Consider the following 25436-nt stretch of genomic DNA (forward strand, 5'->3'; position numbering starts at 1 on the left):
AGTAAACATTTATTAGCAGGAAGGTCTCATTATATCTTTTGTAATAGATGGCATAATTCTTTAGGGAAGCCAATAGCATTTCAACGACCGTTAATCAACACATCTCATCTTTTTTTATCGCGTAAATATAATCAATATCCTCATAATTTTACTGATACAGGTGGGTTAGCTAATGAGTCGGTGCTAACTGATTATTCCGAAGCTAATTATTATGAAAATATATTTACAAATGCTGACAATAATACAATCAGTGAAATTGACAATAGAGGCTATGATAAATCTTTATTGCTAAATCACGTTCACGATAATGTAGATAATACAGTCAGCAAAAAACCACAAGAAAGAAAGAATAAGAAAGATCAACAAATAGGACAACAGGCTACAAGCAAAGTCAATATAGTTAAATTAAATGAATTTGTTGAGAATAACAATGCTACTTTACAAGCCTCTCAAGAACAATTGTTTGTAGAAAGAACTCACGATATATCTACAAATACAAGCATTAACGATAATATTCAACATAATTCTTCAATAACAGAGGATATTACGCCTAATGAATCATCGATAGTCAATCATGATGTGAGTTATTTCCAGGAATCTTCTCCACAGAATGATTTATTTAATCAAGATAATACAACGGAAAATACAGAATTAATCTCTGAAAAAGAATCTAATTTATTTACCTCTGAATCATCTACATTAGACAATTCAGATCCGAGTGATTCAGATATTTTTAGAAAGACTTATACCAATGAATACATTTTACCTATTAACAATGATGAAAATATTTCTAGCCTCCCAGTAAATCAACCCTCAGCATCACAAGAAAATGGTAAAAAACAAAGTAATTTAGATTCAAATATTTCCCATAAGAATAGACAAAAGCAAGAGTTGGTAGATTCGCAGAGTTTTAACCACTTATCAGACACTGAAAATATATCCGAAAATATTATAAATCCTTCCACAGGAAATGAATCTATTAATTCACCAATAACAGATCAAGTATCGCATACGATTAATGATTCAATTAGAAATCAGGATGATAATATTCAAGAGTCAATATCTAATTCAGAAGAAATTTCGATATCTGATGTGACACAAATAGCAGAAAAGCCATTAGAAAAAATCACATCAGATAGCAATAATCAAATTAATTTACTCCAAAAAAATAGCCTTCAAAGAGTCTCAGATAATTCTAAATCACAAGTTAAAAAACAAACTACAAGTGAAACATCAACAAATAAACCTGTCTCAGGAGATAATTTTGTCAAACAGCAAACTTTTAACCAATTATCAGAGACTGAAAATGTATCCGAAAATCTGACAAATTCTCTAGTAGCAAATCAACCTGTTAATTCACCGACAGCAGAAGAAATATCTAATGTAATTAATGATTCGATTATAAATCAGGATGACAATATTCAAGAGTCAATAACTAATTCAGAAAAAACTCCGATATCTGATGTGACACAAATAGCAGAAAAGCCATTAGAAAAAATCATATCAGATAGCAATAATCAAATCAATTTATTCCAAAAAGATAGCATTCAAGGAGTCTTAGATAATTCTAAATCACAAGTTAAAAAACAAATCACAGATAAAAAACTAACATATCCATCTATTTCAGATTTCAATGAATCTGAGATACAATCAGCGACGACATATGAACCATATGAAACGACAGATACTACAGATTTAGAACTGCAACAAATCTCAGATGATTTTCATAATTCTGAAAAATCAATACAGGAAATATCTCATCAAAATAAACCTAACCTAACGACACAAACAACATCTGATATTTCCACTAATATTACCAATAATCATGAACTAACGTTAATAAAGTCTGATGTATCTGCTGTTTTACCTAAAATTAGTCCAGACTCTTCTATACAAAAACAAACAGATATTAAATCTTCAGAAACTAAACAAAGCAATAATAATTATGCTAAAAATGATGATTCAATTAAAACAGAATTCAATTTAGAAAAAAAGCAAAAAGAAATAACCTTGCCAATAGAATCAAATATTGATATCAATACAGATATATCTAATCATGAAAATTTACCAGAAGATTTATTAGAATCAGACTCATCTAATGAAATTCCCATTATAGATCCGGATGTTCAGATAAATCCTACTAAAAAACAAAATAGAACAAATATATCAAAATCTCAGTTAGGGGACAAATCAAATATAAATCAGAAGAAAATACCTCAAGGTTATGCTACTGGTGGAAGAGTCACAGAATCTACAACTGAGAGTAAACAGAAAATTGCATCCTCAGATACTGTATCAGCAATGTTAACTCCTGGGGAATTTGTTGTTAACGCTCAGGATACTCAAAAAAATATAGATATATTAGAACATATCAATAGTGGTGGAATACCAGAACAAATTATTCAACCAAGTTTAGAAAAACCTAGTTCCCTCAAAACCCCTAAGACTTCATTACAACGCAAAGAGCCTCCAGTTATTTCATCTCCAACATCTAAGTTATTAACTTCCTCTCCCTTGGGTTTAGAGGTTGGAGAAAAAGCACTTTCCCTATTCAATTCCCCATATATCAACCAAGTAGAGAATACAAACAACACCATTAACACGTCTTCAATCAAGAATTATTCATCACCTAATTTAATTTTTCGTAAGCAAGTAACTCATAAAAATACGAATGAAGTACCTTCACAATGGTCGAATGTTGAAGAATTATTGAATAGTGAAAGTGACGATTTTACAACAGTATTTAATTTTGGTAATGAAGAAACAAATTCCCACAACTCAGTATTTCCTCAGCTTTCTCAAACCACATCCGATTCCGTTAGTAGAATTGCTCCGAAACATATTGCTGAAATCAAAAGCTTGAATCAAGGTGGAGAAGTAACTTCCTCCGATATCTCTAGAAAAATAGAACCGGTATCTGAAACTATACAAAACCCCTTGTTTCCGATTGAAGCAGATAGAGATGAAAATGAAGAACAGAATACTGAGGATCTAGAAGTTTTAGCCAATGAAATTTACCTAAGATTACGACAACGTTTAGAAATAGAACGAGAGCGTCAAGGTGTTCATTATGGACGGTTACCTTGGTAATTTTTAATATTTAGCTGAATCTTACTTTTAATTTACAAAACAGAAAATGGCAAATCAAAGCATTATTGTCACCAACAAAAAGAGCCCCCAACTAGCTAAAGCTAAATTGATTGCTTACAATGGTGAATCTGAAAATATCGAATTAATGTTTAATCCTACAGATATTAGTTTTTCCCGGACTGTGAAATGGGAAAGTCAAAGAGGTAATAGAGGAGAAAGTCTCTTACCTAAAATTAATTTTTCTGGTGTTGAACCTTATAAATTCACCCTCAAACAATTACTTTTTGACACCTATGAAACCAAAGAATCCGTCATAACGAAATATATAAATAAGATAAAAAAAGGTGTAGAAACTATTGAACGCCAGGATGATAAACGTCCTCCAGTTTACATTTTTACATGGGGAGAAAACCGAGAGTATTTTCATTGTGTAATTACCAGCCTGACTTACAATTTAACAATGTTTATGACTGATGGTACTCCAGTAAGAGCAATGGTAGATATTTCCTTACAAGAAGTAGATAAAAATAATCTTCCAGGAGGGCAACAATCTCAATCAACAGGTAATAATCGTCAACAAGATACTGCTCTTGGTACAACTGACTAATAATTGGTAATTCCTTATGCCTCAAGAAAGTCTTTATTTATGTCAACCAAAGGTAGAAATAAATGGGCAACCAGCATCCCCAGAATTAATCAAGGATTTATTACAAATCACGATAGAAGAAAGTTTGCATTTACCATCCATGTTTACTTTGGTAGTTCATAATAGCTACCTACCAACAAATAACCGCAAAGAACATAAATCAAAACGCCATGAAAAGTTATTTGAAATTGGGAAGAAAGTAAAATTGGGCTTTGCTGCAAGCACTACTCAAGATAGTCATTTTAAAAATGAAAAGAAAGAAAAATATTTGATAGAAGGCGAAATTACAGGTATTGAAATCAACTTTAACGAAAAATCAGAAGCTCCCATTATTGTACGTGGATATGACATTTCCCATCGGTTACATCGGGGTCGTTTTAATCGTTCTTTTTTGAATATGACTGATAGCGATATTGTCAAAAAAATTGCCCGTGAAGCAGATATTCAATTAGGTAAAATAGACTCCAGTGGCGAACCATATGAATATATTTTCCAAGAAAATCAAACTAATATGGAGTTTCTCCGGGAACGCGCTGCTTTAATTGGGTTTGAATTATTTATTGAAGGAGATAAAATTAATTTTTGTAAACCAGAAAACCGAGAATCTTTAACCTTAACTTGGTTAATTGATATTAGTAAATTTAATACTCGCATCACTAGTGCTGAACAAGTAAGTTCTGTAGAAGTTCGTGGTTGGGACTATACCCAAAAAAAATTAATTACCTCAACAGCTAATTCGGAAACAGTGATTACTAATACGGGTAACGGTAAAGGAAGTAATAGTTCCAAGAAATTTAACCTGAGTCAACCTCCCAAAATGACTGTTGTCGATAAACCAGTTTTTACCAGTAAACAAGCTGAGAACATGGCTAAAGCTTTGTGCAACGAATTGGGAGGAGAATTTCTTTATGCAGATGCTGCTTGTGAGGGTAATCCTAAAATTAGACCAGGTAAAGTTGTTAAACTGGAAGAAATTGGCGATCGCTTTAGTGGTAAGTACTATGTTACAGAAGCTCGTCATACCTATAATCAACGGATTTATAAGACTGATTTTAGTGTCCGGGGTTTACGTACCGGGAATTTATTTACCACTCTAGCTTCACAAGTTCACCTACAACCTGGTCAAACTTTTTTAGTAGGAATTGTAACTAATAATAAAGATCCAGAAGGATGGGGTAGAGTTAAAGTCAAATTCCCCACATTAACAGAAGAACATGAAAGTCATTGGGCGAGGGTAGTAGCTTTAGGTGCAGCTAAACAACGAGGTTTCGATTGTTTACCAGAAGTAAACGACGAAGTATTAGTTGGTTTTGAACATGGAGATATTCATCGTCCTTATGTGCTTGGAGGAGTTTGGAATGGAAAAGACGCACCACCAGAACCAATTGATGACACAGTAGCTGGAGGAAAAGTCCGCTTACGCACTTTTAAAACTCGCACCGGACATACTTTACAGTTTATTGAAGAAGACAAAGGTAGCAGTAAAAAAGGAATTCGTTTAGAGACTAAAGGAGGTCATAAAATATATCTCAACGATAGTGATAAATGCATAGAAATTGAAACCACTGGTGGACATTCCATCAAAATGGACGATAGAGGTAAATCAATAGCAGTAAATTCCACAGGAAATATGACCTTAGATGCTAAAGGAAACATCGATATTACTGCAACAGGTAACATTAAGATTCAAGGTGCAATGATTAATTTGAATTAAGAGTTAAGAATTAAGTAACAACCATCAACTAACAACTAACAACTAACAACTAACAACTAACAACCATCAACTAACAACTATCAGCTATCAACTATCAACTAACAACTAACAACTAACAACTAACAACCATCAACTAACAACTAATATGGGAAAACCCGCAGCAAGAATAACCGACTCCGTAGCGCATCCCTTACCACCCGTATTGACAGGAGGACCTGGTAGTCCTAATGTATTTATCGGTAAATTACCAGCATGGCGTGGTATGCCTTTGGCTGCGGTACAGGGTTTACAAGCAGCCAAAAAAGCTTCTGATACAGCCGTAAAAACAGCTGAAGCAGCATCGAAAGCCGCCGCAGGTACCCCTGGTGCTCCAGCAGCTATTGCAGCCGAAGAAACCACTAAAGCCACTGCTGCAAGCACTATGGGGAGTGCAATCAGTGCTGCTGCTGGTGGTGCAGATATTCATAATTGCACTACACCCCTACCCATACCTCCCCATGGTCCTGGTGTGGTCATTGATGGTAGTGCCACCGTACTGATAAATAATTTACCAGCCTCTCGCATGGGCGATACTATTTTAGAAGCATTGGGACCGATGAATAAGATTACCAAGGGTGAAATGACGGTTTTAATTGGGGATTGATGATGTATGGCAATCCTATTTGATTTGTAAAAATGGAGAGGCCCAGATCCCCGACTTTTCTGTAAAAGTCGGGGATCTAACTTTTCACAAATGATTTAGGATTTCTATAGAGTATTGATAATGAAACATGAATTGAAGATGGTATCACGGACGAACTGGTAGCTGCGGGAGTGCCAAAGGGTAAAATTGTCTTGGCTTTTCATCCCCCCGAAATTCGATCGCATACTGGGTATGCGATCGCGTAGCGTTGGTTGGTAGCTCTGCAAGATTTGAAATATTTGCTGATAGGTAAATTTCCCAGCATAGAGAGGTCGATTGAAATTGGATTAATTGAGAAAATTGTCGCTACTGGCTTAATTGTTATTCTGATTTTGATTGGGTAATTAATCAACATTACCGAATTTTAGCCCAATTTCCCTTAACCAATCCTCTATCTTCTCTACAATGGCAGAACCAGATTTAGATTCATAAATCCGAAGTGGCTGGTTCCAATCTTGATTTTTAATTAAGGATAGGCGAAAGTTCCCCTTAGGGTCTGCTTCTGGATACCAACCTAAATCAATTAGAAATGGATAAGGTGTGTGTTGTAACTGGAGTAGATTTTCTACAAATACCAGCCAGGGATTGTCTTGATAAACTCCTTCTAGAGTTGGGTTTTGGTGAGGATCGAATTCATAGAATCGGTTATGAGTTACTTTCCAGCCTGTGGGTATTCTGAGTGGATAAAGTTTTAAATCGTTAATGTGCATAAGCATTTTAAGGAATATAAGTTCAATAAATAATATTCTTTTAATCAAAGGTAATGCCATATTGGCTTCTGAGTCGGGCAGGGCTTATGGGATGGCTATGTACATTATTAGAAGAAAATTCTGCTCTAATTATCCTCGTAGCTGTACCCCCATCATAACCAACGATGAAATCGTACTTATAGAACCGATAAAAAGTACTACCTCCCTGCGGTACTAATACTCCTTCCAGTAAAGCTTGACGTTCTAGGGACTTGACTCGATTATGGGGGAATATATATTGAGCGTTTCCTCCTCCACTACTCATGGTTCTAGCATTTGTATCCACATCTGAGCTACCTCCAAAAGCCTTATAATGTTTACGCCCATGGTCTGAATAGTTTGCTTGATGAATCATCCTGCGATACGTTTTTCTGGCATTCCATCCTCCATGAGCAATTAAATCGCGATCTACATCCCCTACACCTAGGTCTTTCAGTTCCCTGTGGACTAAATCATATTGAAGTTCTCCAAGCTCTTGGGAAGCCTTATGAGGGTTAGTGTTAAATAAATCTTCTATTTCTTGAAGACGTTTATCCAAATCTCCGTGTCTACGAAGAGTATCTTGATATTTAATTCGTACATCATCGCAGGGTGAAGCGCATATCTTAATCCTCCCATCCTCAAAGTATCGGATTCTTCTTCCGTCTGATAACCTCCTTGAGTAAACTTCCCTTCTACCTGCACCTGTTCCGGTAACGGGGGAGTCAGTATCATCTTGTCTTCGGTTATTGGATCGGCGGTTTGCATCTCTTCTATCCGGGGTTAGAGGACTTCTTCTATCTGAGGATGGAGCTTCAAGTCCAGTGCCTCTTCTCTCCCTTAGATTTTTAAACCAACCTCTAAGATTTTTCAAAGTAAGTGCCCCTAAGAGAGAAGCAGCAGCTTCTTGGGCAATAATACCGGTTACGGTAAGCGGGTTTGTGATAGCCACGCTTACAGCTGTTGCTTGTCCGGTTAAGAGCATTTCAGGTCCTAATACTTTACCTGCATAACCTGTTGCAGCCATGCCCAAACCTGTAACAACTCCAGTAGCATCTTGTTGCAAATCATCGGTTTCAGCTTGTAATTGCTCGGCACTTTCAGCGCTTCCCATATCTACCACGCTCTTGATACCGGCAATAAAGTTGAGTGCAGCAGCAGTTAGTCCCGACCATATGGCGATCGGACCCATAAAGCTCATAACTTTCCCCATGAAAGCCATAACTGGTAATGCAAAACCGGCGGCAGCCCCCCAAGTAATTATAATTAGAGCAGTCATGGCGGCGCAGATAGCCATAGACAATGCAGTAATTGTGCCTGCTACTACGGCTACGCCCGTGGCAATATCAGCAAGTGATTTGAGAATTCCCCAAATATCTCCCTGAAAAATATCTACAAATAGATTAACTGCGCCATTGATAATCATCCCCAGACCACTACCGATTCCTAGGACGAAATTGAGTGGGTTAAGGGCATTTAAAACACCCTTGCCGACATCTGCCAAGTTAAGCTGAGATATCCATCTGGTAAATCGATTCCATTTGGCTCCCAAACCAGCTAATATTCTTTCTCCAGCAGTGTAATCGTTGAATGATTTATCGGAGAAACTATTAATGTAATTAATTTCACGTTGACGAGCAGCTTGAGCTTGTTGGGCAGCTTGTTCTCTTTCTTCTACTGATTTGTAAGTTGCAGGGTCGAGAAAAGTATCTCGGAATATATCAATGCGGTTGCTATAGTCTCCTTCTGCTTGACGCTGTATGACTTCTGTATCTCCACCTGGATTTTCTTGCACTTCAACAGTTGGTACAGAACTGAGGTCATTGCGGTATTGCTCCTGGGCTTGTAGAAGTCTTTGTTCAAGCATCATTGAATCTTCCACCATCCCTTCTCCTTGCCGCTTGACATCCAAAGCTTGTTGTTTGGATTCTTGCGGTTCTTGCTCTCTAGCCTCTATTTGTGTGTTAGCTTCTTGGTTAACCGCTCTTAGTTCTGCGGTTTTTTGCTCTGCTTGGTCAAGATGTTGTTTTGATTGAGTGATTTTAGCTTGGGAATCCGAATTTTTTGCAGCGGCTTCAGTATTTCGCTCCATAAGAACACTGGTATCTTGATCTAAGCGCTGGTAAGTTTCATCTACTCGGCTACCGCTTTGAGATACCTCATTCAGCTTTCCAGAGACTTGTTGCGCGTCTTCACGATCCTCTGCATCTCTAGGTTTATTAGATTGACTTTCTTGGCTTATATTCTGACCTTCTTGAGCAACTTCAGCGGCTTCATCTTTTTCTTGATCTATTTTTTCTTTGTATTGAGGTGTTTGTTCTGCGACGACTTTTTGCTTGTCCTCAGCAACAGTAAACGCTTCTTCTGCTTGGTTTAAAGTATCTTTTCTTACTCTGAGACCTTCTTCTAATTGATCGAGGTTAGCTTTACTCTCGGAAATTTTATTTTTTACGAGTCTCATTTTCCCTTGCATCAAAGCTGCTTTCTTTTCTTCTTCAACCGCTTTGGCTTGAAGCTGCATACCTTTATTGCGTACTTCTTGCACCCTCCGAGCAGCCTCGAAAAGTTGCCTATCTCCCTCTAAATCAGGAGGAAGTGGGTTCCCTTGGGCATCAAGTGCTTCAAAAGCCTGGGGAGCTTCTACCGGGATAGGGGTGTCGGGATTAGAAATACTTTGAGCTTCAGTCAATGCATTTTGAGCAAGTTGCTGAGTAATTTCAACTTTACTAGCTTGTTCCGAAACGGCATCTTCAGTAGAAACTTCCGCCGCTTCTTTCTCTTCTACTAATTGAACTGGATTATCTATTTTTTGTTCGCTTTCAGCTTTGGCTTCCTGAGTTCTAGGTACTTCAATAGCTGACTGATTAATTTCTGGAGTCGCAGGACTTTTCATTTCTTGTTTCTTACGGGCTTTTTCTCTGGGGTTGACCTCCATAACTTCTGCCCGTCGTTCAGGATCTTGGGCTTCTCTTCTTCGATCTGTATCTACTTCTTCATCTATTTGTTGTTTTAAACGATTTTGTGCATTTTTACCGTGACCAGATTTTTCCCGATCTGCTAATTTCATCTGGATGGGGTTATCGGTTTGGTTATGGTCAGATTTCTCTTGAAACTCAAATTTTGCACTAATTGGTTTACTGTTAGTCTGCTGCACCACATGAGTCAACTCATGGGCCAACAATTCCTGTCCCTGCTTACTCCCAGGCTGATATTCCCCCTGCTTAAAAAATATATCTTGCCCAGTAGTAAAAGCACGAGCATTCAATGACCGATTTAACACATCTGCTTGCCCACTAGTATGCACCTTCACACCACTAAAATCAGCACCAAACGCCTGCTCCATAGGCTCCCGAACATTATCAGCTAAACCCTGTCCGCTACCCCGCGCTTGTTGGATATTTTGCTCTACATCTTGATTAACAGTTCCTCCACCAACACCACCTTGACGCATTACCTGAGTTACAACTGGCTCAACCTTACCTTGCACGGTTTGCTCAGATGATGGTGAGTTAATTTGCTCTACCACTTTCGCAGCAACTGCATCTGCTTCTTGTTCGTACTTATCCCCTGGTTCCCCCACGGTTAATTTAGCTTGAACTAACTCCCCTTCTTCCTGTTCTTCTCTTTCACACTCACTACATTTAGCTTGAATTACCCCATCTACTTCCTGTTCTTCCTTCTCTGACTCTTCCTGACGCTGAACGGTTTCTTGGGGACGAAAAATTGTAGCTTTTTCCAGGATATTAAAGCTTTCAATGGGTTTATCTAGTTTACTGTCTTCACTCCTTTGAATTTGAAAAACTTGATTCCAAATAGATACACCTTCTTGTTTATCCCCTGGTTCTGAAACATTTAATTTGGCTTGAATAACCTCAGAGTTTTCTTTCTGTTCTTCTTTCCCATCCTCTAATTCTTGACGTTGAATACTTTCTCTCTGGACTTCTAATACATCGATCGTTTGGGGATGAGCCCTGTGTCGGGGACGAAAACTAACGTTCTGAAGGTAATTAGTGCTGTCAAAAGCTAATCCTTTAGCTGATTCTTTTAAACTAATATTTTCTTGATTTTCCTGCTGTTCAACAGTAAGCTCTTGTTTCTCAGAGGTTTTAAGCTGTACTGTTTGGGGTGTGGTATGATTCGACTCCACACCAAAGCTACGGGTTGGGGTAGCCGAACTGGGAATATTCGCTGCTAAAGACGGATTGCTAAAATTTGATGCTGTTTTTTTCTTGCGGGAAACTTGTTTACGATCGCTCATCTGAATCCACCTTTGTGCATCAGTGTTCCAAGGTAAACTACTACACCAGAAGCTCCTTTATCATGAGTATACAGATTTGGACGAGGAAAAGATTATAGACTAAGGTCTAATATTTTTGATGATTTATCCCACATATAACAGTACATTTGTAGGAGAACATCCCACTTTTTAACCACTATCCTAGAAGGGCTTCGTTTATATAGCCCCAGCTCACAACTTGCACCATTATCAACTAATACTCCACCACATTAATTTTGATGAATACATACATTTGCGATCGTCTTGACAATCAAGACAGTCACTACAATTTAGGTTAATGTGAGGTTTGAAAACACTCCCTAAGGACTCAAAAAATACAAATGGTCATCTTCCAAACAGCGTAACTCTTCCGGGGTACCCGTTCGCTTCACCTGACCATCTTCCAACAATACAACCCAATCAGCGCGATTATTTACCCGAGGACGATGACTAATTAATATGGTAGTTTTACCGAGCCGATGGTGTAATAATTGATTTAAAAATTCTTCTTCACTAGCCGGGTCTAGTCCGGCTGTCGACTCATCTAAAATCAAAATGGGTGGATCGTTGATAATAGCACGAGCGATCGCTAGTTTTTGCTTTTGTCCCCCAGAAAGATTCGCACCAAATTCCCCCAAAACTGTTTGATACTTTTCTGGTAGTCGTTCTATAAATTCATCGGCTTGGGTAACTTGGCAAGTTTCCCTGATTTCCTCTAAGCTGACATCATACCCCAAGCTAAAGTTTTCCATAATCGAACGGCTCCAAAAATGTGCTTCTTGGGGTACGAGAACAATTTGTTGACGCAAGCAATCTAGGGGTATTTGGGAATACTCTTCATCGCCGAAGTAGATATTTCCATGCTCTAAAGGATACAAACCAGCAATTAATTTCGCTAAAGTACTTTTACCACAACCTGATCTACCTACTAAGGCTGTTACCTTACCTCCAGGAATAGTTAGGGAAAAATCTTGGAGTAAATGCTCCCTACCAGGGTAATGAAAGCTTAATTGTTCGCAGACTATATTAGTATGATGGCTAATTGTAGGATATTCACTTGCTGCTTGCGGCTGATTTTCCGGGGGAAATGTTAATACCTCTTGTAGTCGAGATAAAGCTGTTTTAGTGCTAGCAAATTCATCCACAAAATCAATCAAAATATCCAGTAAAATAACTATATTACGATTCAAACTGACAAAAGCGATTAATTGACCAATGGTTAATTCTTGGCTAAAAACTAAACCACTACCAATCCAGAGTAAGCCTACTCCACCAATATCAGAAACTAAACCAGAGAATTGTTTGTTAATAATTTCAATGTGAATAGTTGTCAATGCTAATTTTGTGATTTTGGTAAATCGACTTTGTAATTCTTGCCAGAAATAAGGTGCGGCGGTAATTGTTTTCATGGTTAATGCACCTTTAAATGTCTCTACCAGTACACCCTGGGTTTCAGCCTCTAGAACCATGAGTTCGCGGGTTTTTTGTTGGAGTTTGGGAATAAAGATAACTGTAGATAAGGTCATTAACCCAGCAATCAAGATAGCAACTATAGTTAACTTCCAGCTATAAAATAACATCAGCACCAAACAAACCAGTGCAATTAATAACTTAACAGGTAAATTAATAATGGCTTGGGAAATTAATCTATTAATCTCTTCAATATCTTGGAGACGACTAACAATTTCACCACTTTGCCGAGATTCATAGTATTTTAGGGGTAGGTGTAAAATTTGTTGTCCAAACTCTAACATTAAATTAAGCTGAAAATGTTGGGCAAAGTGAGCGATGAGTACATTTTCAACTAACCCCAACCCACGGGAAAAAATATACATTGTGGCTACTGCTAACACCACCCCACCCAGAAATTCTCTATCCCCTCTGACTAAAACATCATCCGTGAGTATTTGCAGAAAAAAGGGATAACTTAATGACAGTACACCAATCACCAAAGTACATAACAAACCCTCTAACAACACACCTTGATAATTTAAGATATATTGCCAAAATTTCTCTCCAGAGTTCCAGCCACTAGTATGGTTTGATGCTGTCAAAAATCCTTGTTTATCTGGTTTGATTAATAATAAAACTCCATCTTCCCAACTATCAACTAAATCCTCATAAGAAATATACCTAATACCTACAGCTGGATCACCAATAATATATTTTTTGCCACGTTTCCCATATAGAACTACCCAGTGATAGCCTTGCCAATGGATAATTGCTGGTAAGAAATTATCTGTCAAACGAGGAATTGCATCAGGTGCTACTTTCCCAGATTCAGTATGAAAACCTAGAGCTTCTGTTCCTTGTCTTAAGTCAAGTAATGTAGTACCTTTTTGTCCCGTATTGATTGCTTCTCGAATTTGGTTAATGGCAAAATTATGTCCATAATATTTAGCAATAGAAGCAACGCAAGCAGCTCCACAGTCCTCCTCACTTGACTGTTTCACTAATTTATATTTCATTGTGAATGTAAATCCTCTGGGATAGCAAGACTGATTATTCGAGCGTAATTGAATCGAAAAAATAGGGTTGTTAACACCGATAATTTATCAATGTTAAAAACCCTAGAAATTAGTTACTGGCTATACAATTAATTAAGCGCTAATCATGAAATTGATAATTTATGCAGTTATCAATTCAGTATTCTCATTAATAATAACCGCCACGATAACCGCCACGATAACCGCCATAGCCACCACGACAACCATAATATCTACGACGATATCTACGACCATAGCCAAAACCACCTACAATCTTGGCTTCTTCTTCTGTTGATAATTTTGTCAAAAAATTTTCTTCAGTCTGACGTGCAACCATTTTCCGCTCCTTTATTAAGAATATATAGCTTGTTTAGAAATTTCATCTTTTACAAGCTAACCATGAATTTATTAGATATTTTTTGAGCTGAATTATCAACCGTAAATAATCAATTTCAATGTTTTTCTCCTAACATTGTTGGCTTGTTTACATATTATTTTAATGCTATATGTCAGTATTTATTTTGTTTGTTAATATCTCCTGATATTATTAATTTGACATCCATAATATAGTATTAAGTCCAATTAAAATAATATGGCTTCTCGCTGATGTTTGATGCCGGATCATTGAGCTTTTGGCTGTATTAGCCATATCTAGAGGGATAAAAACTTATATTTCATCAGGAATCCAGACTTGTTACCTTGGATGAGTCGTACTGGCTATTATATTTTATATCTATGGCATGATCGAAAATTTATTTTCTGTTTTCCCTAAATAAAATTAGGACATAAGAGTAGCTGTAATTGAATTTACTTAGTAGATAAATCATAATTATGAATATCTTAATATATTTAATATCACCTCAAATTTAGTATTGCCACCTAAATACTTTTCGTAAACATTACAAGATATATAATAAGTGAAGTTTACATCATTTTTTATGATTGTAAATGTGTATTATTGACGATACATTTCTACTTAACTAGAGAGGACTGTTGTAATTGCAAATGCCAATAAAAAATATCCATAAGGAATTATTACCTAATGTCAGCAATTGGGCGAAATTAGGGGGATTAATTTTGCTTGGGGCTGGAGGTATTACCGTTTTACTTGCTTCCACAATTAAATATCCTCTAGCCGTCAAAACAACAGCAATTATTCGCCCTGTTGGGGAGGTAAAAATTGTCGAAGCTGCTACTTCTGGAGTAATTGGCAATATTTTGGTGCAGGAGAATCAAAAAGTTGTACGAGGTGATGAAATTGCTACGATTGAAAATTCCCAATTGCAAGGGAAAAAAGACAAATTATTCTCAATATTCAGCAGCATCAATTACAACTTACTCAGTTGAAGTCTCAACAGAAAGCACTGAATTCTCAAATAGTTGCTGAAGTCAATGGAATGGAGGGAGCAATGGCATCTGCACAAGCTCTGTTAACTCAAACTCAACGGGAATATCAAGACAAGCAGCTTATTACCCAAACTGAAGTTCAAGAAGCCTTAGCAGCTTGGGAATTAACTAAAGAAGAGGTGAAGAGATACCAACAATTAAGCAAGACTGGAGCTGTTTCTTTGTTACAACTCAAGGAAAAAGAAAAAGCCTTTAAAGCGGCTCAAGCAAAATTACAACGTGCCAAAATAGGTATTAATTCTAACACTACTAGTGTAGCGATCGCTCAACAAAATATTATTCAAAAACGTTCCCAAGGGGAATCAACTTTAGCAAGTTTGCACAAAGAACGGGAAAGCCTACAGCAACAATTAATAGAAATGGCAAGTAAAATCAGCACCTACCAACAGGAATTACAACAGGTGGAACAAGACTTGCAAAAAACTATTATTCGCGCTCCACAAGGGGGTACTATCCTCAAACTACAACTGAGAAATCCCGGACAAGTAGTTAATCCTGGAATTGCAATTGCTCAAATTGCTCCCCACGATGTAGCCTTAGTTGCTAAGGCAAATATTCCGGTGGCTGATATTCGTAAAGTTCAAGTCTGTCAAGCTAGTCAGGTAAAAAATTGTCGAATTGGCAAAGTACAAATGCGTATATCTGCTTACCCTTACACAGATTATGGAATTCTCAAAGGAGCTGTGAGAGCAATTACACCCGATGCGATTGCACCATCAAAAAATAATCAGAATCCAGTTACCGGTTCATATTATGAGGTGACTATTGAACCAGAAAAATCCTACCTGAAAAAACGTAATCAACGTTACCCATTGCAAGCAGGGATGGAAGCCAAAACAGAAATTTTTGCTCAGAAAGAAACTTTGTTAATGCTTATTCTCAGAAAAACAAGGTTAATAACTAATTTATAAGGAGAGAATAATCAAAAATTCCTCAATATAGGCAATTAAATCAGGGTAATTAAAGTTATTTCTGGGGGACAAAATAAGCGTCCTGGGGGAAAAGTACCCAAGCCACGATTAACATAGAGAAGATTTTTTTGCACCTGATGTAAACCCTGGGACCATTGCCAGTTTTTTACGACTTTAATGCACTCTTGACTTAAACAAGGTAAACGCCGCCGCATTTTTTTAGGAATCATACTGAGGATTTTTCTGTAATAAATAACCCCAGGGCCAATTCCAGGGAACACAATCTGACCACCATGAGTATGACCCGATAACTGTAAATCAACTCGCCATTTTTGTAAGATAGCTGCCGTATCTGGGTTATGGGATAACACTAGACGGGGTATTGTCGGGTCTAATTGTTTCATTACCGCTACAGGGTTAAATTCCCTAGACCAATAGTCAGCTAATCCCACCAAAGGAAATCCTGCTCCCAGAGGGTAAGCAATCTGATTCCAGAGAACTTCAATCCCGACCCTAGTAAAAGCATTAGTCACTTCCCATCGAGAATGATGACGCTCAATATCATGATTACCGAGTACCGCATATATCCCAGTACGACTTTGTAAATATTTCAACCTTAAAACTAACTGGTTGATGGGTGACGGATCATCAGTTACATAATCCCCAGTTAAAACAACTATATCCGGTTCAGCTTCATTACTAATAGCGATCGCATCTGCCAACATCTTTTCTGAGAGTCGCAAACCATCATAGTGTAAATCCGATAATTGTACTACCTTGGTTCCCACCAATGATGCTGGCAAGCCTGCAATCTTAACTGTTATTTTTTCCACAGTCAAAGGCCCAGATAGGAAACAGTGCATAAACCAATTCACACTCCTCTAAAATAGTGTTTACAGCTTAGCAAACTTTGTTAACAGAGTATAAATAACCTATTCTTAACCTTTAAACCTGCAAAACAGCTATGTGAGGATAATTCTAATATATGCTTATTAATGTAAAATTTAGGATAAGTAAAAGTAAATAAGTATCATAATTTAAAGTCATGACATTATCTTTTTTTCATGGCTATAACTGTGGTGCATTAGTATTATCCACAGAATCAATACATCTGAGGTTGAAAATGGGGAGTGGGGAATTGGGAAGAAGTATTATGAATGGGGTGTAGAGACTAATACCAATTCTCTAAAATAAAGCTACACATGGACAGCGGGGAGCAGGGAGCAGGGGGAGAATTATCTGTAGCCAGGATTTAGAGAAATGGTATTAGTTGTGGGCATAATTGTAATTGTCCGTGGGGACTAACTTGAGGAGGCTAAAAGTTAATAACGCCAGATCGCTATTTAATTTCTCTCGCGAGTTAATATGGTCATTTCCCCACACTCCCCACACTCCCCACACTCCTCAAACTCTCCTGCTCCCTGCTCCCCTGCCTCTTTATGACTTGAAAGAGGTGATGGGATGATGAGATGATAGGGTTAATAATCATTGTTATTCTTCATCAATGAGTTTGATAATAGCTGGCACTAGTAGCGGTGTTGGGAAGACAACCGTCACACTGACTCTGCTAGCATCCTTATGTCGTCAGGGTTTACAGGTACAGTCTTTCAAAGTTGGCCCTGACTACATCGATCCGATGTTTCACAAGTATGTTACAGGTCGTCATTGTCGTAATTTAGACCCTGTATTAACTTCAGAAATTTATGTCCAGCAGTGCTTTGAACACCATCTGCAAGAAGTAGATTATGCCTTGATAGAGGGGGTGATGGGCTTATTTGATGGGGTTAACAGCAATAGAGCAGAAAAGCAATTTCCTCATGTTTTTGCTAGTACAGCCCATATTGCCAGACTGTTGAAATTACCGATATTATTAGTAATTGATTGTAGTCGTTTATCTGGCTCTGTCGCAGCGATCGCTCATGGTTATAGTACCTTAGATCCGAGCATTAACATTGCAGGGGTAGTGCTGAATCGGGTAGGGAGCGATCGCCATTTATCTTTACTGGAAAATGCCCTAGAACCTATGAATTTAGCTATCCTGGGCGTATTAAGGCGACAGAATAACATCCAAATTCCCGATCGCCATCTGGGTTTAATTCCTACAGACGAACTCCCCCAACTCAACACTGTCATCGAACAACTTGCTGATTTGGGGGATTCCTGCTTCGACTGGGAAAAATTATTACCACTGTTAAAACCTGAAATCAAAGCTTCTCATTCCATCACCTCTGAAGAGGATAAGGGGCAGGGGGCAGGGAGCAGAGGGGAGAACCCCATGTATAAATATAGTGGCTTGAAACCCTTTTGGCAGAGGAATCCTAAATCCTTTCTCTACTCTCCTTCCTCTTCGGTCAATCGCCAACCATCAACTATAAGAATTGCCATTGCTTGCGATCGCGCTTTTAATTTTTACTATCAAGATAATCTAGACTTGTTGCAACAATTGGGTGCAGAACTAGTTTATTGGAGTCCTCTAGAAGATAGCGAATTACCAGCAAATATCCAGGGGATGTACTTTGGGGGTGGCTTTCCCGAAGTTTTTGCTCCAGAACTAACAGCAAACGCCAGTGTCCGTGCAGCAGTAAAAACAAAAATTTTAACAGGAATACCCACAATTGCTGAATGTGGAGGATTAATGTATCTGTGCCAGGATATTATCGATTTTGAAGGTAAATCCTGGTCAATGGTGGGAGTATTATCCAATACATCTAGAATGGAGAAAAATCTTACTTTAGGATATCGGCGGGCAGTTGCCCTCAAAGATAGTCCTATAGTATCCGTAGGAACCACAATTTATGGTCATGAATTCCATCGTTCCAGTTTAGTCTCAACTACGGATGAACCATTGTTACAAACTTATCGTTATGATTCAGAGGAAATAATGGGATGGGAAGGATGGAATAATAATTTGCGACTACATGCTTCCTATATTCATCTGCACTGGGGAGGGAATCCAGAAATCCCCCAAAGATTTCTCAATTATTGCTGTGGAATTGTCTGTTAAAGAACAATAAAGGATATCCCTACACTAACCCCAAATTGTAAATCCCCAAGTTTTATGAGGATTTTCAGCTTATTCCTATTCCTTGATCTCGAAGGTACAATGCCCTATTTTTACTGAATATCAATTTTGTAACTCCAAAAAAATTATTAAAAATCTACCGAAAAGCAAACCTTCTACTAAGAAAAGCTATGAAACGGAAAATTCTCACTTTATTAGTGATAGGCATAACTCTAGTCTTAAATTTACCAACAAAACAGTTATTAGCCTCTCATAATGCAGACTGGCGCAAACTATTTGAAGTACAACTTTCCCGTGCTTATCAAATCGCAGTAAAGGATGCTCGTAATGCACAAGAGAACGAAATTAGTAATAAACTTTTGCCAATTACTTTAGATAATCCCAATCTGGTTTGGCGAAATGTCAAAGATAAACCCCAGGTGTTAATAGTAACTTGGACTTCCTGGGATGGTTATGATGATAAAGTAAGTCAAACAATGCCCCTATCCCAAGAAGTGTGGGTGACTGCTGTTCCCGAATTGCAAAAATTTGCTGCCAAACTTAATCTCAGCGAAAAGAGTTTGACTTTGAGATTAGAACAATACTTAGGTTTACCCGCCCATAATGGCAAAACTAAATTTGTCCAGATGTGGGTTAATCCCAAAGATTTATTTCGTCCCTGTGCCGATCCTGAAATTAATGATACTCGTTGCGAATTGAGCTTTCCACAACAAGTGCAGCCAACCCATCTTTACTGGGTATTTAAGAAAAGGTTTACTTCCTATGGTGAGAATGGTTACCCTTGGACGCGGTTAGGCTACACCTATGATTGGGGAAGTCTGGATACAGAAGTGGGAGCAAGTGAATTTGTCGTTAAGAAAGGTGCAGAAGTTGAGGTTGAGTCAGTTACAAAAACTATTAAATACGTTAAAGACTATAAAACTTCAAAAAAAGCATAAATGATCAGCAACATACATTAACCGCCACTTAATTGCGTGTAGACATGGCATTTAACTTATCATTCAGTTCACGAATCCTGCGGGAAAGAACACGGATAATATTCACCGCAATTTCCGGGCTTTCCTCAATGGCATCATAAAGTTGCTCTTGTGTCAATTCTAAACAATCACAAGCTTCTAAGGTAGTTGCAGAGGCAGAACGAGGTTGGGCATCAAAAACAGCCATTTCTCCAAAAGATTCCCCTGCAGGAAACACAGCCAGTTGTTTATTGCCGATGTGGACTTTTACAGTACCAGAAACCACAATAAATAGCGATCGCCCTTCTTGTCCTTGTGTAAAAATTGTCCGATTCGCGGGGAAAAACTGTTCATCCATCACAGCAGCTAATCGCACCAAGAAATCATCTCGCAATTCTTGGAAAATTGGCACCCTACGAACCAGTAATAAACGATCTACGCTAGTGAGCATGATGAATTATAAATTATGAATTTTCTCACAATTAATTTGAGATGAATCTATTAATTCCTGAACCAATGCAGCAACTAATGGATCCCGATCTTTTTTCATTTGTGGCAGGATTTTGTCAAGCACATTGCGGGTAGCTATGGCGACGTAAGCAAGTGCAGCTTCTCTGACAAAGCCTGTGGGATGGCGCAAATTGTCCAAAATAGTGGGAATACTCAATTTGATCTTAGCTACCTTCGACAAATGAAAACAGCAGGCTAGACACCAGTCAGAAAGATAATGACTATGTGTTAGCAGACTGCTAATGCGATCGCTGACTACCATTGGCTCATATTCTACGATATTTTCTTGGTTTATATATTTTAGTTTTTCTTCTAGAGGTCGGTGATCGAAAATATGTAATAATACCGGCTTATATTTTAAATTATGTATAGTATGTTCTAGGATTTCTAACCCCTGTGCAATATCAGCTCCAAACTCAGAACGTACATGGAAAGTTGCAGCTTGAATTTTTTCTCGATTATATATTAGTTTCAGTAGTAGCAATAATCGTTCTTTGATATCTATTTCTAATTCCAGTAGTGCTTTCAATAATAACTGACAAGCAGTCAACCTCTCAGATGTAGTTGTTTGCCATATTTCATGGAATTTCAAGTCTGTGTAAGCAGCATAAATTTCCCCTAAAAAGCGCAATTCTTCCTCAATCAATTGCTCTACCCGAATTTGATGCCACCGATTAGCTAAACCAAGGATTCCTTCTTGCTGATATCGTTTCAGCAAAGCCTGGAGAATATAGTTTCTATTTTTACCACAGGATTTTTCTAAATGTAACCATAAGCTGTTAATTACTTCTGGGGTAGAAATTTGACTAATGGTTCGCCAAGCATACATCCGCACAATTTCTGGCTGATAAATATTAGTCCCTAGCTTTATCAGCATTGGTAAAGTTTCATTTTCCAGAGTCACTATGGATTTGATTGCTTGGGTGCGGGTTGATTTATAACATAGTCCAGCTATTAATACGTGATAGTATTCCTCTAAACGAGTTCTAGCAATCATTTCTAACACAGCACAACGAACCCTTAAAGACTCATCTTGTAACAAATTGGGAATATGAATCCGCAATGTTTGTAAGTATGCCGTTTCATTGAGAATTTTGACTGCATTAACTCTGACTTTTTCTTGCTTATGGGTGAGCAATTGTCCTAAAGTTTTAGTTGCTGCAACCCTCTGTTTGGCATCACCTTGACGTAATAATAAAGTCGCAGCCGTTCCTCGAATCAGGGAATCTTGTTCTTGGTGTAAATACTCTGTTAACTGCTGCAAATTAGAATTTTCTTCAGCTAACCATACATAACGTAATGCCAAAGCAAAGACTTCCGGAACCACAAATCCTTGAGGTTGATCTAGTAAAGCACGAACTGATGGTGAATATTGAGGATCAACACCTGCTGTTAACATTACTTCTAAGCTTTGGTACTGTAAACTTGCAGGTAAATTAATCAACAGTGGTGCTAAAACTGCTTTTGCTGTTTGCAGATCGATTTGAGATAGAAGTTCAATACAAGAATGCTTATCGGCATCCTTCCCCTTTTCTAATAAGCCCTTAATTACCGCTTGTTTCAATGCTTTGATATCTACATCGGTAGTACTGAGATGTCCTTTACCCGCACTTAACACTAACAATTCTACATACCGCGATCGCACAAACCAGACTAGTGTAAAACAGATAATGCCAATAGCAGCAGTTTCAATTACTAATATCCAGTTTTTTGATATGTAAGGTAGTACATAGTCGGCTAACCAGGGACTAGTTAAAATAATTGTACTAGCTAAAAAAGCCCCTGCTGCCCCAGCTACACCTTCTGATAAGGTTTGTAGATAACTACGAATTTTATCTGGGATAGGATGGAAGAATAAAGTATTGTTATTAGCAATAAAAGTGTAGCGAAATAGATCATCAAAGAACTGAAAAAATACTAAACCCCAGAAAAAATTTTGCGCCACCATCGCCCCGATAGGGGAATCCGGGGACATAAAAAATAACCCTAAAAAGGCAATTACTCCCGGCAGAAGTGCCATTCCTGCTGGTAAGATACTAATAGTGAAAAATGCCCCTAAATTTTCTACTGCACGACTAGAAATAAACCACTGGGTAATCAAGGCGCATAAACCGACAATACCATCTAATACTCCTAAAAATTTCGCAATTTGTGCCCCTCCATTTCCCTGGAATTTTGATTCCACCTGGCTAAAGTATTGAAATTCAATTAACATCCCAATTACTTGTAACAAAGCAATCAAGGCGATGAGCAGCCACGCATACTGTTTAACAGGTTGAGAAATATGACGTTGTTGAGCAAGGGAAAGTTGGTTTCTGCTCCCCTTAATCTTTTGCTGACGTGTATTGGGAAAAGCCTGGGGATAAATATTACTTAAGTAAAGTAAAATACTTCCTCCAAACACAATCAGTAAACCAGTCACAAAAACTATATAATTTAAACTGAGAATATCAAGCAGCCAATATAAACTAAAGCCACTAAAAACTTGGGCAACCAGAAAACCGCTACGGATTAAAGGATAAGTGCGCTTAATTTGTCGAATATCAAATAACTGGTTGGCTGCAATGGAAGTATTAAGTTCATTGACAATATAAATAGCATCTAGCCATAGCCGCAGTATGAATAGACTACTCCCCTGATGACCAGGTATTTGCATCATGACTGGTAGTATAAATAATGGCAATACCATTATTGGTGCTAGTGCCACAAGCAGCGATCGCAAGGGAAAAACTCTTTGCAGCCAGGAGTAAAAAAAAACTAATCCAGAACCAATTACTGCGCTGGCAATGTAAAATCGAGGCAAGTAATCAACACCAGATTGATAAACAAGTTGTGCTTCCGTACTCCGTTCTGCCCATCGTAATCCTACGCAGATAGCAGTATAAGCTATAAACAATAACAAAGTTCGTTCACTCTCCTCTTCTCGGAGATTGATCCATTGCAATATTTGTCTAATAAAACTGCGATCGCTGAATAACCAGGGCTTTTTCAATTCCATAAGGTTATAAATACAGTATTAACACTGAAATAATATGAGTATATTTTTATGTATAGCTTTGTTGAAAATAATAAGTGGCTTTGATTGAGCCACTTTGTATAACTGGTTTTAGTAAAATTTCGACATCAGTAAAAAGCCTCAATACCTGAGTATTATTTTTCCCAATTAACACTCAAGAATATAGCTAGAAAAATTTTTCTAGCTAAGTATCCAAACAATCACTCCCCACACTCCCCACACCTCCCACACTACCCACACTTTTTTCGTTCATCCCCTCTGTTCCCCTTTTCATATCTCTCAATTTCTTGCAAGATCGGTAATGCTCACCCTATGCTGACAAACATCGTTATAAATTAGAAATAGTCCAAACACCTGACAGATTTAGACTTGGTGTTTCAGAGGGAAGGGTTGGGATAATGTTTACTGCGTCAGAAACTCCTTTAGTTGCGACTATCTTACTAGTTGCTGTGGGAATTTTAGGTTGGGGCTTCTATCGAGCCAGACCTTATGGAAAACTAGGAATTTTTGCCTGGTTACAATCAGTGGTACTGATGACCCCCTGGTTGCTGTTTTTTGGCTTATTCGCCGCAGGAATTTATATTAATATAGTGGGTATCTTATTTTTATTGGTTGTTTCTGCTGGTGTTTATATTTATTTAGGGAAGCAATTAAGGGCAATAGGGCAAGATGCTATTCTTCGACAACGGGCAGCTCAGAAATTAGCCGCGGAATCTTCCCAAGAGGCTAAACAGGATGAGAATGCCCCACCATCGGCACCACCTGAACAAGTTCAACCAAAATCCATTGCGATTCCTAATGAAGATTTAAACAGTATCAAGGGTATTTTTGGAATTGACACATTTTTTGTGACAGAGACTATTGCTTACCAGGAAGGGGTAATATTTAACGGTAATTTGCGAGGAGAACCAGAAGCAACCCATAATCGCCTGAGTACCAGTTTAAAAGAACGGCTAGGTGAAAAATATCGCCTGTTTTTAGTGGAGAATGCAGAAGCAAAGCCAGTAGCAATTATTCTTCCCAGTAAAAACGATCCACCCGTAATGACTGTTGCTCAAAAAGCATTTGCAGGCATTTTATTTATAGCAACCATCGCTACCTGTATGGAAACGTCGGGTGTTTTGTTAAATTTTGATTTGTTTACCAACCCAGGGCGATTTATGGAAACTGTACCAATCACCATTGGTATATTACTAATTTTACTCACTCACGAAGCTGGTCATTGGTTGCTTGCCCGTCGTCACCAAATTCGCCTCAGTTTCCCTTATTTTTTACCTTCCGTACAAATTGGTTCTTTTGGTGCCATTACCCGGTTTGAGTCTTTATTACCGAACCGGAAAGTATTGTTTGACATTGCCCTAGCTGGACCAGCTGCTGGGGGTATCCTATCCTTAATCATGCTGGTAGTAGGTTTATTATTTTCTCACCCAGGTAGTTTATTCCAATTACCAAATCAATTTTTCCAAGGTTCAATTTTAGTAGGAAGCTTGGCAAGAGTGATTCTCGGCTCTGCCTTACAATCATCTTTGGTGGATGTACATCCCTTAGTCATAATCGGTTGGTTAGGTTTATTACTTTCTGCTATTAATTTAATGCCAGCAGGACAACTGGATGGTGGGCGCATTGTCCAATCTATTTACGGACGTAAAATTGCTAGCAGAACCACGATTGCCACAATCATATTACTGGCACTAGTCAGTTTAGGAAATCCTTTGGCAATGTATTGGGCAATTGTAATTGTGTTTTTACAACGTGGTGCAGAACGTCCGAGTTTAAATGAAATTAGTGAACCTGATGATGCACGGGCTGCTTTGGGGCTTTTAGCTTTATTCTTGATGATTGCCACATTATTACCCCTAACTCCCACTTTGGCTGGGAGTTTAGGCATTGGCGGATAAGTATTCACTTGACTGCTCCCCTGCCTGAAGGCGAGGGGATTCTAAAAAGATGCTACGGGACGGGTTAAAGCCTCGTCCCTTTGCTTTTTTTTAG

At 38.1% G+C, this 25436-nt stretch carries 16 protein-coding genes and 1 pseudogene; 10 read left to right on the forward strand and 7 right to left on the reverse strand.

All coding sequences use genetic code 11. The annotated features are described in order from the left end of the window. Positions 1-180 precede the first annotated feature (180 nt). The 5 genes and pseudogenes from CALSC_RS26250 to CALSC_RS04960 all read left to right on the forward strand — a co-directional run. The gene (locus tag CALSC_RS26250) at positions 181-3090 is read left to right on the forward strand and encodes a ring-infected erythrocyte surface antigen domain-containing protein (protein WP_235006682.1); all 2910 of its coding nucleotides are present in this window, start codon (positions 181-183) and stop codon (positions 3088-3090) included. Positions 3091-3136: 46 nt separating this feature from the next. Next, the gene (locus CALSC_RS04945) at positions 3137-3697 is read left to right on the forward strand and encodes a CIS tube protein (RefSeq protein WP_088240293.1); all 561 of its coding nucleotides are present in this window, start codon (positions 3137-3139) and stop codon (positions 3695-3697) included. 16 nt (positions 3698-3713) lie between these two features. Continuing rightward, a complete protein-coding gene (locus CALSC_RS04950; protein ID WP_088240294.1) occupies positions 3714-5450 on the forward strand; it encodes a VgrG-related protein in 1737 nt (578 codons plus the stop codon). 145 nt (positions 5451-5595) lie between these two features. Further along, entirely contained in the window at positions 5596-6093 is a 498-nt protein-coding gene (locus CALSC_RS04955; protein ID WP_088240295.1) for a PAAR domain-containing protein, read from the forward strand. A gap of 134 nt (positions 6094-6227) precedes the next feature. Further along, positions 6228-6338, forward strand: a pseudogene (locus tag CALSC_RS04960) (element excision factor XisI family protein); the annotation flags it as partial. A gap of 138 nt (positions 6339-6476) precedes the next feature. On the opposite strand, the gene CALSC_RS04965 reads toward CALSC_RS04960, so the two are convergent. The 4 genes from CALSC_RS04965 to CALSC_RS26255 form a co-directional block, all read right to left on the reverse strand. Further along, positions 6477-6842 carry a hypothetical protein gene (locus tag CALSC_RS04965; RefSeq protein ID WP_143288153.1) on the reverse strand — a complete coding sequence of 122 codons (366 nt, stop codon included), beginning with the start codon at positions 6840-6842 and terminating at the stop codon, positions 6477-6479. Between the two features lie 40 nt (positions 6843-6882). Further along, positions 6883-11118, reverse strand: a complete 4236-nt coding sequence (locus tag CALSC_RS04970; RefSeq protein ID WP_088240297.1) for an eCIS core domain-containing protein — start codon at positions 11116-11118, stop codon at positions 6883-6885. A 338-nt stretch (positions 11119-11456) separates the two neighbouring features. Next, positions 11457-13604, reverse strand: coding sequence for a peptidase domain-containing ABC transporter (locus CALSC_RS04975; protein WP_088240298.1), 2148 nt, complete (start codon positions 13602-13604; stop codon positions 11457-11459). A 187-nt stretch (positions 13605-13791) separates the two neighbouring features. Beyond that, on the reverse strand, positions 13792-13959 hold the full coding sequence (locus CALSC_RS26255; RefSeq protein ID WP_159460563.1) for a hypothetical protein: 168 nt from the start codon (positions 13957-13959) through the stop codon (positions 13792-13794). Positions 13960-14627: 668 nt separating this feature from the next. On the opposite strand from CALSC_RS26255, the gene CALSC_RS04980 reads away from it, so the two are divergent. Then, the gene (locus CALSC_RS04980) at positions 14628-14969 is read left to right on the forward strand and encodes a biotin/lipoyl-binding protein (RefSeq protein WP_088240299.1); all 342 of its coding nucleotides are present in this window, start codon (positions 14628-14630) and stop codon (positions 14967-14969) included. Beyond that, a complete protein-coding gene (locus CALSC_RS04985; protein ID WP_088240300.1) occupies positions 14966-15940 on the forward strand; it encodes an HlyD family secretion protein in 975 nt (324 codons plus the stop codon). Before CALSC_RS04980 ends, CALSC_RS04985 begins: the two co-directional genes overlap by 4 nt. 35 nt (positions 15941-15975) lie before the next feature. Here the strand turns inward: CALSC_RS04985 and CALSC_RS04990 are convergent, their stop codons facing one another. Beyond that, positions 15976-16803, reverse strand: a complete 828-nt coding sequence (locus CALSC_RS04990; protein WP_088240301.1) for a metallophosphoesterase — start codon at positions 16801-16803, stop codon at positions 15976-15978. A 641-nt stretch (positions 16804-17444) separates the two neighbouring features. Here CALSC_RS04990 and CALSC_RS04995 point away from each other — a divergent pair. Together CALSC_RS04995 and CALSC_RS05000 are read left to right on the forward strand one after the other, a co-directional pair. Beyond that, on the forward strand, positions 17445-18944 hold the full coding sequence (locus CALSC_RS04995; RefSeq protein ID WP_088240302.1) for a cobyrinate a,c-diamide synthase: 1500 nt from the start codon (positions 17445-17447) through the stop codon (positions 18942-18944). A gap of 188 nt (positions 18945-19132) precedes the next feature. Then, on the forward strand, positions 19133-19900 hold the full coding sequence (locus tag CALSC_RS05000) for a hypothetical protein (RefSeq protein WP_088240303.1): 768 nt from the start codon (positions 19133-19135) through the stop codon (positions 19898-19900). A gap of 28 nt (positions 19901-19928) precedes the next feature. On the opposite strand, the gene CALSC_RS05005 is transcribed toward CALSC_RS05000, so the two are convergent. Both CALSC_RS05005 and CALSC_RS05010 read right to left on the reverse strand, forming a co-directional pair. After that, positions 19929-20369 (reverse strand): Crp/Fnr family transcriptional regulator, encoded by a 441-nt coding sequence (locus tag CALSC_RS05005; RefSeq protein WP_088240304.1) that lies wholly within the window; start codon positions 20367-20369, stop codon positions 19929-19931. Positions 20370-20375: 6 nt separating this feature from the next. Then, positions 20376-23426, reverse strand: coding sequence for an MFS transporter (locus CALSC_RS05010; protein ID WP_088240305.1), 3051 nt, complete (start codon positions 23424-23426; stop codon positions 20376-20378). Between the two features lie 416 nt (positions 23427-23842). Between CALSC_RS05010 and CALSC_RS05015 the strand changes: the two genes are divergently transcribed. Continuing rightward, entirely contained in the window at positions 23843-25342 is a 1500-nt protein-coding gene (locus CALSC_RS05015; RefSeq protein WP_088240306.1) for a site-2 protease family protein, read from the forward strand. Positions 25343-25436: the final 94 nt, after the last annotated feature.

It is taken from the genome of Calothrix rhizosoleniae SC01, from assembly GCF_900185595.1.
In the GTDB taxonomy this organism is placed as follows: Bacteria; Cyanobacteriota; Cyanobacteriia; order Cyanobacteriales; family Nostocaceae; genus Calothrix_A; species Calothrix_A rhizosoleniae.